Below are 15,959 nucleotides of genomic sequence, written 5' to 3' on the forward strand. Positions count from 1 at the left end.
AAAAAAACATCGTGAAACAAATTTTTTTTTCTATCTTTGTGTCCTAATATCATACGGTATCTATACAACAAAATAATGTACGCACTATGCAGAGAGTTACACCGGTGCGGTTGATTCTTGAAAACGGTATGGTTTTTCAGGGAGAATCGTTTGGAGCCGAAAGGCCGGCATCGGGGGAGGTGGTTTTCAATACAGCAATGGTAGGTTATCCAGAAAGCTTGACAGACCCTTCCTACACAGGTCAGATATTCACATCCACATATCCTATAATCGGAAATTACGGAGTTCCAGCCAAAAGCGAAACATACGGAGTTTCCGATTTTTTTGAGTCCGGACGCATCCACGTGTCGGGACTCATTGTGCAGCACTATTCGGCTCAGTTCTCGCACTGGAATGGCTCCAGGAGCCTTGGAGAATGGTTGAAAATGGAAAATATACCCGGTATTAGCGGAATAGATACCCGAATGCTGACAAAGGTTCTACGTGAAGAGGGCTCTCTGTTGGGGAAAATTGTTTTTGGAGAAAAACCCGACTCAGGACAAGAGAGTGAAACCGAATTTTATAATCCCGGAAACGACAACCTTGTGGCGCAGGTGAGCTGTAAGGAAGTTATTGAATATGGGCAAGGAGAAAAGAAGGTAGTCCTTGTTGACTGTGGCACAAAACTGAACATCCTGCGAGAGCTGGTGAAGCAGGGTATGCGGGTAATTCGTGTTCCCTGGGATTATAATTTTAGTGCGATTGATTATGATGGGGTGGTTATTTCAAATGGACCGGGCAATCCCGATCATTGCCGGGTGACTATTCAACATATTCGAGAAGCTTTGAACAGAGATAAACCAATTTTTGGGATCTGCATGGGTAATCAGCTCCTGGCCAAAGCAGCCGGGGCATCTACGTACAAACTGAAATATGGACACCGCAGTCACAATCAGCCGGTACGCAGGGTGCGAAGCAACCAGTGTTTTATTACATCTCAAAACCATGGATATGCAGTGGATGAATCGCTTTTGAATAATGAATGGGAACCCTGGTTTGTGAATATGAACGATGGAACCAACGAAGGAATCAGACATAAGACAAAGCCCTTTTTTTCGGTGCAGTTTCATCCCGAGGCTGCGGGGGGGCCAACCGATACTCGGTTTTTCTTTGATGAGTTCGCTAGGTCAGTGGTCGCCAGCAAAGTATGATAAGTCATATGGTAGAGGAAAAGAACCGTCAGTAGCACAGAGAAATGAATATAAAAAAAGCACTCGTCCTGGGATCCGGTGCCCTCAAAATTGGGGAGGCAGGTGAGTTTGATTATTCCGGTTCTCAGGCATTGAAAGCACTTCATGAAGAAGGTGTGGAGACCATCCTGATTAATCCGAATATAGCCACGGTACAGACATCGGAGGGGGTGGCCGACAAAATATATTTTCTGCCAGTCACCCCTTACTTCGTGGAGAAGGTGATCGCACGGGAGCGGCCGGACGGAATCCTGCTGGCATTTGGCGGACAAACAGCGCTGAATTGCGGGGTACAGTTATACCAGGCAGGAGTATTTGAACAGTATGGCGTGGAGGTGCTCGGAACCCCAATACAGGCAATTATGGATACAGAGGACCGGGATCTGTTTGTGAAAAAGCTGAACCAGATAGAGATTAAGACGATCACCAGTTTTGCCGTACTATCCACCGATGAGGCGCTTGAGTCAGCCGAAAAGCTGGGATATCCTGTTATTGTAAGGGCAGCTTACGCTTTGGGTGGTTTAGGTTCCGGCTTCTGTAACAACTCCAACGAACTGAAAGAGCTTGCCACAAAGACGTTTAACTATTCCGCGCAGCTCCTGATTGAGAAGTCGCTGAAAGGGTGGAAGGAGATAGAGTACGAGGTGGTGCGTGACAGATATGACAACTGCATCACGGTTTGCAATATGGAGAACTTCGACCCGTTGGGCATTCATACCGGCGAAAGCATTGTGGTGGCACCCTCCCAAACGCTTACAAATTCAGAATATCACAAGCTTCGTGAATTGGCCATTCAGATAGTTCGCCACATAGGAATAATTGGAGAGTGTAATGTTCAGTATGCACTCGACCCCGAATCGGAAGATTACAGGGTGATTGAGGTGAACGCACGGTTGAGTCGCTCCTCGGCATTGGCGTCGAAAGCTACCGGTTACCCGCTTGCGTTTGTGGCAGCTAAACTGGGACTGGGTTACGGACTTTTCGACCTGAAGAACTCAGTAACCAAAACAACCAGCGCCTTTTTTGAGCCGGCACTGGATTATATCGTGGTGAAAATACCACGCTGGGATCTGGGGAAATTCAGTGGTGTCTCCAAGCAGATCGGATCCAGTATGAAGTCGGTTGGCGAGATAATGTCGATCGGGCGCACCTTTGAAGAGGCTATTCAGAAGGGGTTGCGAATGATTGGACTGGGCATGCACGGATTTGTGGAAAACAAGGAACTTGTTATTCCGGATATCGATAAAGCGCTGCGTGAACCGACCGATCAGCGTATTTTTGTGATCAGTAAGGCCTTCCGGAGAGGGTATACTGTAGATCAGATTCACGAACTGACAAGAATAGACCGTTGGTTTTTGCATAAACTCCGCAATATTGTGGATACGGCAGAGATGCTCGAAGAAGTTGAGCCGGGAGGTATCGATATTGAAAAAGAAAACAGGCAACAGGCAGGGAACGATTCTTTTTCTGATCTGCTGCGCCTGGCGAAGCGACAAGGTTTTTCGGATTACCAGATCGCAAGGGCGCTGTTCAAGGAAGCAGTGAATGAGAAGGATGCCCTCGCAGTCAGAGCATACAGAAAGAAACAGGGTATTCTGCCTGTCGTTAAACAGATTGATACGTTGGCCGCAGAGTTCCCGGCGCAGACTAATTATCTTTATCTCACGTATAACGGGGGAGAAAATGACCTGATTTATTGCGGCGACCACCGCTCGGTAATTGTTCTTGGTTCGGGTGCATACCGGATAGGATCGTCGGTGGAATTCGACTGGTGCTCAGTAAATGCGCTTCGCACCGTCCGTGATGAGGGGTATCGCTCGGTGATGATTAACTATAATCCGGAGACGGTATCGACGGACTACGATATGTGCGACAGGCTTTATTTTGATGAGCTGTCGTACGAACGGGTGATGGATATTATAGAGCTGGAAAATCCGCACGGTGTTATTGTCTCTGTGGGTGGTCAAATACCGAACAACCTTGCAGTGAGACTTGATGATTCTGGGGTAAATGTTTTGGGGACATCTGCCCGAAGTATCGATAATGCTGAGAACAGGCATAAGTTTTCCTCCATGCTCGACAGGCTGGGAGTCGACCAGCCGCGGTGGAAAGAGTTGACTACGCTTGATGCAATTCTTCAGTTTGTTGACGAGGTGGGTTTTCCGCTGCTTGTGAGGCCATCGTATGTCCTCTCCGGTGCTGCGATGAATGTATGTTCCAACCGCAGTGAGCTGGAACGGTTCCTTACGTTGGCAACCGAAGTGTCGAGCAAGTATCCGGTGGTTGTTTCGGAATTCATTGAAGATTCCAAGGAGATAGAGATGGATGCGGTCGCACAAAACGGGGAACTGGTGGCCTATGCCATATCGGAACACGTGGAATTTGCAGGCGTTCACTCCGGCGATGCTACCATTTTGTTTCCTGCACAGAAAATTTATGTGCAGACTGTTCGAAGAATCAAGCAGATAACCAGGCAGATAGCCAAAGCATTGGAGATATCGGGGCCGTTTAACATCCAGTTTTTGGCAAAGGATAACGACATAAAGGTTATTGAGTGTAACCTGAGAGCATCAAGATCCTTTCCGTTTGTTTCCAAGGTGTTGAAAATAAACTTTATAGAGCTGGCCTCTAAAGTGATGCTTGGAATTCCCGTAGAGAAACCCGAAAAATCTGCCTTCGAGCTTGACTATGTAGGAATAAAAGCTCCGCAGTTTTCATTTACCCGCCTGCAGAAAGCCGATCCGGTACTTGGTGTGGATATGGCATCGACCGGTGAAGTGGGGGCCATCGGTAACCATTTTGACGATGCCCTTCTCACATCCATGCTGGCAGTAGGGTACCGTGTTCCCCAAAAAAATATCATGATATCCTCCGGTGGAACAAAGTCGAAAGTCACCCTGCTCGATGCCTGCCGCCTGTTACAGAAAAACGGATATGCCTTATTTGCCACGGGCGGTACGCAAAATTTTTTGGAGGAAAATGGCGTAGATAGTACCTTCGTGGCATGGCCGGACGACGAAAACGCAACACTAAACGTGAACGACATGATTGCCGAAAGGAGATTCGATTTGATTATCAATATTCCCAAGAATTTAACGGAGAGGGAATTGACAAACGGTTACAAGATCCGTCGCGATGCCATAGATTATAACATTCCGCTGATCACAAATGCCCGTCTGGCTAGTGCCTTCATCAAGGCATTCTGTCGGATATCGGTGGAGGATATCGAAATCAGGCACTGGGGTGAGTTCAAATAAGCGATCGGTAGTTTGTGCATGGGAAAAAGATAGAATTTTAAAAAAGAAATCAATATATCAATTAATGGATCAAACAATCAAAAAAGTTATTTTACTGGGTTCCGGTGCCCTGAAGATCGGACAAGCGGGAGAATTCGATTATTCCGGCTCACAAGCCTTAAAGGCGATGCGTGAGGAAGGGATTGAAACGGTGCTGATCAACCCCAACATCGCCACCATTCAAACATCGGAAGGAGTGGCCGACACGGTCTACTTCCTGCCCATTACTCCCTATTTTGTAGAGAAAGTAATTCAAAAAGAAAAACCGGACGGCATTTTGCTTGCCTTTGGCGGGCAGACTGCTCTCAATTGTGGTACCGAACTGTACCAAAGCGGTACGCTCGACAAATATGACGTCAAGGTACTGGGCACCTCGGTGGAGGCAATCATGATCACCGAAGACCGCGATCTTTTTGTGAAGAAGCTCGACGAGATCGACGCCAGAACACCGCAGTCGCATGCAGTGGAGAGCCTGGAAGATGCGCTCACTGCGGCCCGTGAAATTGGTTTTCCCATTATGGTGCGTTCTGCCTATGCGCTGGGAGGACAGGGGTCGGGAATCTGTGAAAATGAAAATGAGTTTATCGATCTCTGCAAAAGCGCTCTCTCCTTTTCGAACCAGATCCTGGTGGAGGAGAGCCTGAAAGGCTGGAAAGAGATTGAGTTCGAGGTTATCCGTGATCGCAATGACCACTGTTTCACGGTAGTACCCATGGAGAACTTCGACCCACTGGGTATCCACACCGGCGAAAGTATTGTGGTGGCACCCATCATTACACTTACCCAAGAGCAAATCGCTCTGTTGGAAGATATTGCCCAAAGAGTAGTACGGCATATCGGTATTGTGGGTGAGTGCAATATTCAGTATGCTTTTAATGCGGAAACCAACGATTATCGCATCATCGAGATCAATGCCCGTCTGAGCCGCTCATCGGCTCTGGCTTCCAAGGCATCGGGTTATCCGCTCGCCTTTGTGGCCACCAAGCTTGCGCTGGGGTATACCCTTGACCAGATTGGGGAGCAGGGTACGCCCAACTCGGCCTATGCGGCTCCGAAGGTGGACTACATGATCGTGAAGATACCACGGTGGGATTTGAATAAATTCTACGGTGTGAGCCACGAGATCGGCTCCTCCATGAAGTCGGTGGGCGAGATCATGTCCATCGGGCAGTCATTTGAAGAGATCATCCAGAAAGGGTTGCGTATGATCGGGCAGGGGATGCACGGCTTTGTAGGAAACCGGGAGATCACCTTTGAAAATGTGGAAGAGTCGCTGGCAAAGCCGACAGATCTTCGCATTTTTGCAATTGCCGATGCGTTTGAAAAGGGATACACGGTAGCCCAGATTGAGGAACTCACCAAAATAGACCGCTGGTTTTTGGAGAAGCTGGAAAATATATACAACTACTCAAAGGTGCTCGCTACCTACAGCAGGGTTGAGGAACTGCCAAAGGAAGTGCTCCTGGAGGCCAAGAGGCTCGGATTCTCCGATTTTCAGATTGCGCGCTTCGTGGAAGAACCGGCAGGCACTGTGGAGAATGAGTTGATCAGGGTGCGGGATCACCGTAAAAAGATGGGCATCATTCCGATTGTCCGGCGCATCAACACCGTGGCCTCTGACCATCCCGACAAAACAAACTACCTTTACTTTACCTATGGTTCCGACAAGGCGTATATTCCGCACAAAGAGGAGAAGGAAGCAGTGATTGTGCTTGGATCGGGTGCCTATCGTATCGGCTCGTCGGTAGAGTTCGACTGGTGCTCGGTGAACGCGGTACAGACCGCACGCGAGCTGGGATATGCTTCGGTGATGATCAATTATAACCCCGAGACCGTGTCGACCGATTACGATATGTGCGATCGACTCTATTTTGATGAGCTCACTTTCGAACGGGTAATGGATGTCATTGATTTAGAGAATCCGAAAGGGGTCATTGTGTCCGTAGGAGGTCAGATACCCAATAACCTGGCCATGAAGCTGCACCGGCAGCAGGTTCCCATCCTCGGAACCTCTCCTTTGTCCATCGACCGTGCCGAAAACAGGCATAAGTTCTCGGCCATGCTCGATGAGTTGGGTATCGACCAGCCCCGCTGGAAAGAGTTGACCAGCTTCGATGAAATCGATTCCTTCGTCGAAAAAGTAGGCTTTCCGGTACTGATTCGCCCCTCCTATGTCTTGTCGGGTGCTGCGATGAACGTGTGCTACGACAGAGAGCAGATGCATGTTTTCCTGAAGATGGCTGCCAACGTATCGAAGGAGTATCCCGTGGTAGTGTCCAGCTTTATGCAGAACGCCAAGGAAATTGAATTCGATGCAGTAGCACGTAACGGAGAGGTGGTGGAGTATGCCATCTCTGAACACGTGGAATTTGCCGGGGTGCACTCAGGCGATGCCACGTTGGTGTTTCCTGCGCAAAAAATCTATTTCGAGACCATGCGCCGGGTGAAGAAGATCTCAAAACGGATTGCCCGCGAGCTGAACATCAGTGGCCCTTTCAACATCCAATACCTGGCAAAGAACAACGACATCAAGGTGATTGAGTGTAACCTGCGTGCTTCTCGTTCTTTTCCGTTTGTTTCGAAAGTGCTGAAGCACAACTTTATTGAGACCGCTACAAGGATCATGCTGGATGCTCCCTATGCGAAGCCAGACAGTTCGGTTTTCGATTTGGATTATATTGGGGTGAAAGCATCGCAGTTCTCTTTCTCCCGCCTGCAAAATGCCGATCCGGTATTGGGTGTGGACATGTCCTCTACCGGCGAGGTGGGGTGCATTGGCGAAGACTTTTCCGACGCCATTCTCAAGTCGATGCTCTCTGTGGGATATAAAATACCCAAAAAGGGCATTCTCATCTCTTCGGGAGAGATGAAGTCGAAGGTGGATCTGCTGGAAGCCTGCAAGCTGCTTGGCGAGAATGGATATGATCTCTACGCCAGCCACGGAACCTGTAAGTTTTTGACAGACAACGGTATCAAAGCTACCGATGTGAACTGGCCGGACGAGGATGGGGAGAACAACATCAGGCAGATGATTGCCGACAAGCAGTTCGACCTGATCATCAACATTCCAAAGGATGTAACCCGCAGAGAGCTGACTAATGGCTACATTATTCGTCGCGGTGCGGTAGATTACAATATTCCGCTGATTACCAACGCACGCCTGGCAAGCGCTTTTATTACGGCCTTCTGTAAAATGGACCTGGAGGATATCGAAATAAAGAGCTGGAACGAGTATTAATTAACGAAAGTTGATTCTTCAGTCGTGGTGTGTTTATCATGCCCGATACACATAAAAAAGACTGTTTCAAATGGAGAGACAGTCTTTTTTTGTGACAAACACGCAACGCTGAGGCCTTATATCTTTCGGCACGGGTCCTGATGGCAAAAGAGAAACAGTGATTGAATGTTATTTCTGATATTTAAATCGTTTAATGCTTCGTTTGGGTGTTTTTTCAAACTCCTCCTCCTGTATGCGTAAGGAGGAAATTTTACTGTAGTTGGGCAGCTTTGTGTTGATTTCTTTGATCAGATCCTCAAAGAACGGAGTGATCTGATTGCCGGCAATTCCCTGTTTTTGTAAAACATCAAAGTCAGGTACTATGAGGGCGACGATCTTCCTGTTCTCCTCGATGGCCAGTGACTCGTTCACGTAAGGTGATCCATTGATTTTCTCTTCAATCTCTTCCGGGTAGATATTCTGACCGGAAGGCCCCAGGATCATGTTCTTATCCCTTCCTTTGATGAAGACAAAATCATCCTTGTCCAGCAACCCCAGATCACCTGTTTTCAACCAGCCGTCCCGGGTAAAGGTGTGCTGTGTTGCCTCTTCATTTTTGTAATATCCCAGCATTACATTGGTGCCCTTCACCTGTATCTCACCCACAATATTGTGTGGATCATCAGAGTCGATTCTTACCTGCATCCTGTCTACAATCCTGCCGCAGGAGTGCTCTTTGAATTCCGTCCAGTAAGAGTAGGAAATCAGCGGTCCGCATTCGGTCATCCCGTATCCCACGGAATAAGGGAATTTTATCTTCCGGAGAAATTTTTCCACATCGGGGTTAATGGCGGCACCGCCAACCACCAGCTCAGTCAGTCTTCCGCCAAAAGCGCCCATCATCGACTTGCGTACTTTCGTGTAAACGACGGAATTCAGAAGTGGAACTTTAGTGAGTATCTTGGCCGCTCCTTGTTGTACTTTCGGAAGGACGCTCTTGGTCACTATTTTTTCGATAATGAGCGGTACGGCCAGCACCAGCTTTGGTTTCACCCTGGCAAACGCATCGAGCAATACTTTCGGCGATGGTGTCTTGCCCAGAAAATGGATGTGACAACCCATCGAAATGGAATTGAGAATCTCAAAGGCAAGCCCGTATGTATGTGCCATGGGCAGCATGCAGACAATGTTGTCACCCGAATGGATAAACTCAAGGCAGTCGTTTGCAAATTTGGTGTTTGACCACAGACTGCGGTAGGGCAGCATCACCCCCTTTGGACTGCTTGTAGTACCCGATGTGTAGTTTATCACTGCCAACTCCTCGGGCTTGTCGGTACGAAAGGCCAGGTCGTTGACAAAAAATCCCTTTTCGTATTTCTTTTCAAAATAGGCTGGGGCACCATTGATAAAAGCATTGAATTTATCGGAGGTGGTCTTCAACAGCGAAAAGTCATCGAGCGACAACACACTCTCCACTTGGGGGAGTGTTGACCCATCAATATTTCTCCAAATATTATCATCCACAAAGAACATTTTGGAGTCGGAGTGATCCACAATGAATTGTACGCTCTCCTTATCAAATTCGTGGAGAATGCTTACCGCCACAGCGCCATACGAGAGGGTGGCAAAAAAAGCGATTGCCCAGCGTGCGGAATTCTTCCCACAAATGGAGATTTTATCGCCTCGTTGTATGCCGGCAGCCTGGAAACAGTCGTGAAGCTGGTCAATTTCGCAGGCAAAATCTTTATAAGTAAAGGTTCTCCCCTCAAAGTCGGTCATCGCCGGTGCACTCCAGTTATTCCGGATGCTTTGTTCAATGATGTTTAAAAAAGAGTTCTGGGTCATTATTGTTTTTTTTATCAGTTTTTATCCTCACCCCGGATCTTGTTGTTACTTAAAATGCAAAATATAACAGGCAGTTGTCCAGCTGTTTAATAACGTTATCGTCTGTTGTTCTAACAAGCAAACAAAGAGATTGTTTCTTGTCGATTATAACAAAAGGTAAACAAAGTTACAGATTTTGAAGATAAAATGCTCCTATTTTCTGTGAAAATCACATCACATGCTTAAATATGTCCTGTTGTGTCTTCATTTACTTTGGACACACCCGTGCTTTTGAGAGCAATCAGCATATAATTTCTTTTTTTCTGACCCTTCACCTTGATTCTCCCGGTAAAATTTCATTTTCATTTTATTTTATCTTACTTTTACAACTGCGTTTTTACTTTAAAAAACGATAAAATCTAATTAGTCATTTATAGAAAGATGCGATCAGCTCATTTTAACAAACTACAATTATACTCGTTGTTAACATTACGCGTGTTCATAGGATGGTATTTTTTATACGAAGGATTGGCGAAAGTGTATACTCCCAACTGGTCGGCATATGGCTATCTGATCGACTCAAAAGGTTTTTTTGCTCCGTTGTTTATCCAAATGGCCGAAAACTCCATGATGCTTGAGGTCGTTAACTTTGTCAATGTGTGGGGCCTCACGCTTGTCGGCTTGTCTCTAGTTTTGGGTTTATTCACCAAAGCAGGTTACATCGGTGCCATCCTCTTTCTGTCCATGTTTTATCTTTCCCATCCCCCTTTGTTGTTCACCGAATATATTATGCCAAGGGAGGGTTCTTACCTCTGGATCGATAAAAACATGATCATGCTGATGGCTGTCGTGGTGTTAACGTTGTTTTCCTCTCCGAAGATTATTGGATTGGACAGCTTGTTGTTCCGGAAAAAAACAGGTCGTTCCTCAAAAAAACGGAAATAACCGTGAACTTGCAGATCATTTCATTGAGGAAGAACAAAACATTTTAGCGATTTTTTATGAGCGAAGAACATAACGAGATACAGAAAGAAAACGAAGAGTTCCCCGAAAAAAAAGTTTCGCAGGGACGCCGCGATGTACTCAAGGCCATGGTAACAGTACCTGTTTTGGGTGCGATGGCCTATGGCGTGTACCAAAAGAAAAAAGTGGAGAATACCAGCCGCCATGCGGCCGAAATGTTCCGTTTTAAGAGCGATACAGCAGCGTACAACCCAACCTCCTCCGATGCACAGGTCATCAGGATCGGTATCATCGGGTATGGAATCAGAGGGTCGCAACTGATGCAGGCACTCGGATTTGCAACCCCTGAGTACGTGGATAACCTGAAGGAACAATCGAGAATAAATTCGGAGAATACCCGTTATCAGGACTTTTTGGAACAGGAAGACCTGCGGATTGAGATTACGGCTGTATGCGATATTTTTGATGTGTATGCAGAGGATGCCATCCGTGCGGGATCCAATATTTACCGGGAAGGAACGGAAGGGCGCTATGGCCGTGAACCGAAGCGCTATATTCATTACAAGGAGTTACTGGCTGCTCCCGATGTGGATGCTGTAGTGATTGCCTCCCCCGACCACTGGCATGGAACAATGACCATGGATGCTATCAGGGCAGGGAAACATGTATATGTGGAAAAACCGTTGACATGGACGGTGCCGGAAACCTACGAGCTCCGTTCGCTGGTCAAGCAAAACCCGCATCTTGTTTTTCAGCTGGGTCATCAGAACCGACAGATTGAAGCCTATGAGCGTGCCCGCCAGATCATTGAGAAGGGTCTCCTTGGAAAAATCACCCTGATTGAAACCGGCACCAACCGGAACGATCCAAATGGTGCCTGGGTGTATCCGATTCACGAAAAGGCCAATCCGGGTAGCATCGACTGGAGACAGTTTGAAGGCGATCCGGAACGCATCAAGGAGTACATGGATTACATGACATCTGCGGGCCTGATAAAATATGTGGGTCCGGAGTCCCGTGATACATTCAGTCTGGAGCGCTTTTTCCGCTGGCGTTGCTGGTGGGATTACAGCACTGGTTTGAGCGGCGACCTCCTGACGCACGAATATGATGCAATGAACCAAATACTCAACCTGGGTATTCCATCGTCTGCCAGTTCATCCGGAGGCGTCTATTTCTTTAAGGACGGACGTACGGTACCCGATGTTCTGCAAACAGTGTTCGAGTACAGGGATAAGGATCTGACCATGCTCTATTCTGCCACGTTGGCCAATCAGTTCCGCCGCAGCAGAAAGATTATGGGGCATGATGCCACCATGGAGGTGGGCAACACGCTTACGGTAACCGTAGACCCGCGAAGTGAACAGTATCGCCAGAAAATTGATCAGGGCATTATCAAGCCGGGTGAACCTTTTTACACCTATGTGCCGGGACAAAGCGTAGACGCTGTTTCTACAGCCACAGAACGTTATTTTGCAGAACGTGGGTTGCTTTACTCTTTTATCAAAGGAAAACGCTATAACACAACCTTCCTTCATTTGAAAGAATGGATCGATTGTATCCGAAAAGGGCAACAGCCCTCTTGTGGCATCGATCAGGGGTTTGAAGAGGCGATCACGGCACACATGGGAACAAGAGCCTACCTTGAAGGAAGAACCATGTACTGGGATAAAGACAAAGAGCAAATTACCAGAGAATAAACTTAGATTAACTGAAAAATTAAAACCAAAAACAAAGTACGTATGTCGTCAAAAATTTCAAGAAGAAAATTCTTAGAAACCGGAGCCATGGCAGCTGCCGGCCTCACCGTGATACCTTCGTCGGTGTTGGGAAAGAGTATGGGTCACACGGCACCAAGCGACAAGTTGAATATTGCCGGTGTGGGTGTTGGAGGAATGGGGTTTGCTAACCTGAAAAACCTGGAAAGCCAGAATATCGTAGGACTTTGTGATGTGGACTGGAAATACAGCCAGCGTGTATTTGATTACTTCCCCAAAGCAAAGAAGTATTACGATTACAGAAAGATGTACCAGGAACTTGGCAAGAGTATCGATGCAGTAGTGGTGGCCACGGCCGACCATACCCATGCTCTTATTGCCGCCGAAGCAATGACCATGGGCAAGCATGTGTTCGTGCAAAAGCCGCTCACACACAGTGTGTACGAGTCTCGTTTGTTGACCAGGCTGGCTCAAAAGCACAAAGTGGCCACCAGCATGGGGAACCAGGGCTCATCGGGTCCGGGGGTGCGTCAGGTGATTGACTGGATCAGCGACGGACAAATTGGCGAAGTGACGAAAGTGGAAACATTTACCGACAGGCCCATCTGGCCACAGGGACTTATGACACCGAAACAGGCTGACAAGATTCCTTCCACCCTGAACTGGGATCTTTTCATCGGGCCGGCCAACAAACGTCCTTTTAATAATATTTATCATCCCTGGAACTGGCGTGGTTGGTGGGATTTTGGAACAGGTGCACTGGGCGATATGGCCTGCCACATCCTTCATCCGGTATTCAAGGGACTGAACCTGGGCTATCCGACAAAGGTGCAGGGATCATCTACTATGTTGCTAACCGACTGTGCCCCCAATGCGCAAATGGTGAAATATATATTCCCGCAGCGTAACAACCTGCCTAAGGTAGCAATGCCCGAGGTGGAGGTATACTGGTACGACGGCGGTTTGCTGCCCATGCGCCCCAAAGGTGTGCCCGCAGGCAAGAACCTGAACGACCAGGGTGGGGGTGTCATCTTCCACGGAACCAAAGACACACTCATCTGCGGTTGCTACGGTGTGAATCCCTGGCTGGTATCAGGCCGCAAGCCCAATTCGCCGAAGACACAGCGTGAGGTGACCCTCTCCCACGAAATGGATTGGGTGCGTGCATGCAAAGAATCTCCTGAAAACCGCGTTGAAACGGCTTCTCCTTTCATTGAAGCAGGTCCGTTCAACGAAATGGTTGTCATGGGCGTCCTCGCCGTGAGGCTGCAATCGTTGAACCAGGAACTAGAATGGGACGGTGAAAATATGCGCTTCACCAACATTCCTGCCGATGCAACCATCCGCACCATTGTGGAAGATGGTTTCAAGATTACCGACGGGCATCCCACCTTCAACAAAACCTGGACAGAGCCGGTGAATGCTATTGAATATGCGAATGAGCTTATCAAACATACGTACAAGAATGGCTACAAATTACCGGCAATGCCGTAACTGAAAGTCTAAAGGGGAAGAGCGACTGAGTTTGTCTGTTGTTGATCCCTTTTTTGCAGGAAGAAAATTATCAGTTTAATTAAAAGAAAATAGTTATGAAAAAGTTTTTTTTATTTAATTTACTCATGATGACAGCGATAGTTTTTACGTCATGCATCAATGTGAATGCGAACAAACAATCAAATGCTGAAGATGAAGCCGATTCTACCGAAGTAGTCGCCGACGAAGGTTGGATTACACTTTTCAACGGAACCGACTTCACTGGGTGGCGTGGCTATAACCGTGCCGACATGCCAGCGGCCTGGACCATCGAAGATGGCGCCCTCAAGATCAACGGGTCGGGTATGGGCGAAGCAGGAGCGAAAGATGGTGGCGACATTCTCTACGACCAGAAGTTTAAAAATTTTGAGCTAACCTTCGAATGGAAAGTATCGGAAGGTGGAAACAGCGGGGTATTCTATTTAGCACAGGAAGTAGAAGGCAAACCCATGTACGAATCAGCTCCCGAATATCAGATTCTGGACAACGAGAGACATCCCGATGCAAAATTGGGAAAGGATGGAAACCGCCAGTCGGCTTCACTGTATGATCTGGTGCCGGCTGTTCCCCAGAATGCCAAACCTGCGGGGGAATGGAATACCGGAGGAATTTTGGTCTACAAGGGAACCGTTGTGCATTCGCAGAACGGAGAAAATGTGGTTGAATACCACTTATGGACCGATGCCTGGAAAGAGATGGTTGCCGGAAGCAAATTCAAAGACTGGCCAAACTTCCTGAATGCAGGCGGTGAAAACCACGAAGGATACATCGGCTTACAGGATCATGGCGACGATGTCTGGTACAGAAACATCAAAATCAAAATATTGGATTAACTATTCACAAGAAGAACGTTGCCGCTTTCGGGCGGAAACATCCTTCGTAAAAAACAAATACAATGAAAAAACATTCAATTTTACTCAGTACAGTGCTCCTGTGCAGCTTGTTTCTATTCTCCGGCTGCAATCAGGGTCAGAAAAAAGAGGAAGTCCCTGCGGAAGCAAAAAAAGAAATCTACCTTCAGTTATACTCTGTGCGCGATGACATCAAAGCCGACTATGCTGGTACCATCGCCAAGGTAGCAGAAATAGGATATACCGGAGTGGAAGCTGCGGGATACAACGACGGCCAGTTCTACGGGATGGCTCCTGCCGATTTCAGGAAGTCGATTGAGGATGCCGGTATGGAGGTGCTCTCTTCGCACGCCGGCAGACCTCTGGCAGAACCGGCAGCCGATACCAACTGGGAGGAGACGTGGGCATGGTGGGATACAGCCATTCAGGCACACAAAGATGCCGGCATGAAGTACCTGGTGGTTGCCTGGATCCCGACACCCAAGACATTGGCCGATCTGCAGGCTTATTGCGACTATTTCAACCAGGTTGGAGAGAAATGCAATGCGGCAGGACTCCGTTTCGGATATCACAATCACAACTTCGAATTTACCGAAGTAGAAGGCGAAATGATCTACGACTATATGCTGAACAATACCGATCCTGCGAAAGTATTCTTCCAGATGGACGTCTATTGGGTAGGCGAAGGCGGCAAAAATCCGGTGGACTATTTCAACAACTATCCGGGGCGTTTTGAAGTGCTCCATATCAAAGATGAGCTGGAGCTGGGCAAGAGCGGTAAGGTAGATTTCGAAAGCATCTACAACAACGCAGAGTTAGCCGGGGCCAAATACATGGTCGTGGAGGTGGAAAGATACACCGGAACTCCTTTTGAAGGGATAAAGGAAAGTTACGACTTTTTAAACAACGCTGCTTTCGTGAAAGAGAGCTATTTAAAGTAATCAATCTCTTTGAAAGAACACTACTGCCCGGGACTTTTGTTCCGGGTTTTTTTGTCCCTCTTGCGAGCTGGTGTTGAAAACTTAACCCGAAAAAGTCCCTTCCTGAGGGAGAAAATGGCTATTTTTGCCGCTGGAAACGAAAATCCCGATGAGTGGTTATTCTTCAGGGATGCGAAAATGTTTCCGGTCAATTAATAAAACAATCATGCAATTTACAGCGAAACTGGTGGAGATCCTCCCGTTACAGACGGGTAAAGGACGGAACGGAGAGTGGAAAAAACAGGATATCATCGTGGAGACACCGGGACAGTATCCCAAAAAAGTGTGTGTGTCGGTATGGGGTGATAAACTTGACGGGGTGACCCTGAAACAGGGACAGGCATACGA

10 protein-coding genes are annotated in these 15,959 nt (G+C 47.6%); 9 read left to right on the plus strand and 1 reads right to left on the minus strand.

Annotated features, from left to right (window positions below; translation table 11 throughout):
• The first annotated feature begins 86 nt into the window (after nt 1-86).
• From carA to carB (B3Z75_RS04585), 3 genes are all read left to right on the plus strand, one after another.
• A complete protein-coding gene (carA, locus tag B3Z75_RS04575; protein WP_294068197.1) occupies nt 87-1,190 on the plus strand; it encodes a glutamine-hydrolyzing carbamoyl-phosphate synthase small subunit in 1,104 nt (367 codons plus the stop codon).
• A gap of 44 nt (nt 1,191-1,234) precedes the next feature.
• Nucleotides 1,235-4,486, plus strand: coding sequence for a carbamoyl-phosphate synthase (glutamine-hydrolyzing) large subunit (gene carB, locus B3Z75_RS04580; protein WP_294068198.1), 3,252 nt, complete (start codon nt 1,235-1,237; stop codon nt 4,484-4,486).
• Nucleotides 4,487-4,550: 64 nt separating this feature from the next.
• Nucleotides 4,551-7,763, plus strand: a complete 3,213-nt coding sequence (gene carB, locus B3Z75_RS04585; RefSeq protein ID WP_294068199.1) for a carbamoyl-phosphate synthase (glutamine-hydrolyzing) large subunit — start codon at nt 4,551-4,553, stop codon at nt 7,761-7,763.
• Between the two features lie 168 nt (nt 7,764-7,931).
• On the opposite strand, the gene B3Z75_RS04590 is transcribed toward carB (B3Z75_RS04585), so the two are convergent.
• Nucleotides 7,932-9,587 (minus strand): AMP-binding protein, encoded by a 1,656-nt coding sequence (locus tag B3Z75_RS04590; RefSeq protein WP_294068200.1) that lies wholly within the window; start codon nt 9,585-9,587, stop codon nt 7,932-7,934.
• 459 nt (nt 9,588-10,046) lie between these two features.
• Here B3Z75_RS04590 and B3Z75_RS04595 point away from each other — a divergent pair, with 459 nt between their 5' ends.
• The 6 genes from B3Z75_RS04595 to B3Z75_RS04620 all read left to right on the plus strand — a co-directional run.
• Nucleotides 10,047-10,511 carry a DoxX family membrane protein gene (locus B3Z75_RS04595; protein WP_294068201.1) on the plus strand — a complete coding sequence of 155 codons (465 nt, stop codon included), beginning with the start codon at nt 10,047-10,049 and terminating at the stop codon, nt 10,509-10,511.
• A 56-nt stretch (nt 10,512-10,567) separates the two neighbouring features.
• Nucleotides 10,568-12,229, plus strand: a complete 1,662-nt coding sequence (locus B3Z75_RS04600; RefSeq protein ID WP_294068202.1) for a Gfo/Idh/MocA family protein — start codon at nt 10,568-10,570, stop codon at nt 12,227-12,229.
• Between the two features lie 42 nt (nt 12,230-12,271).
• Nucleotides 12,272-13,741 (plus strand): Gfo/Idh/MocA family protein, encoded by a 1,470-nt coding sequence (locus tag B3Z75_RS04605; protein WP_294068203.1) that lies wholly within the window; start codon nt 12,272-12,274, stop codon nt 13,739-13,741.
• A gap of 95 nt (nt 13,742-13,836) precedes the next feature.
• Entirely contained in the window at nt 13,837-14,613 is a 777-nt protein-coding gene (locus tag B3Z75_RS04610) for a 3-keto-disaccharide hydrolase (RefSeq protein WP_294068204.1), read from the plus strand.
• Nucleotides 14,614-14,675: 62 nt separating this feature from the next.
• Nucleotides 14,676-15,572: a sugar phosphate isomerase/epimerase family protein gene (locus B3Z75_RS04615; protein ID WP_294068205.1), complete on the plus strand. Its 897-nt coding sequence runs from the start codon at nt 14,676-14,678 to the stop codon at nt 15,570-15,572.
• 205 nt (nt 15,573-15,777) lie between these two features.
• Nucleotides 15,778-15,959: DUF3127 domain-containing protein (locus B3Z75_RS04620; RefSeq protein WP_294068206.1), on the plus strand; the 182-nt coding region annotated here is incomplete at its 3' end.

This window comes from Proteiniphilum sp. UBA1028 (assembly GCF_002316955.1).
Classification (GTDB): domain Bacteria; phylum Bacteroidota; class Bacteroidia; order Bacteroidales; family Dysgonomonadaceae; genus Proteiniphilum.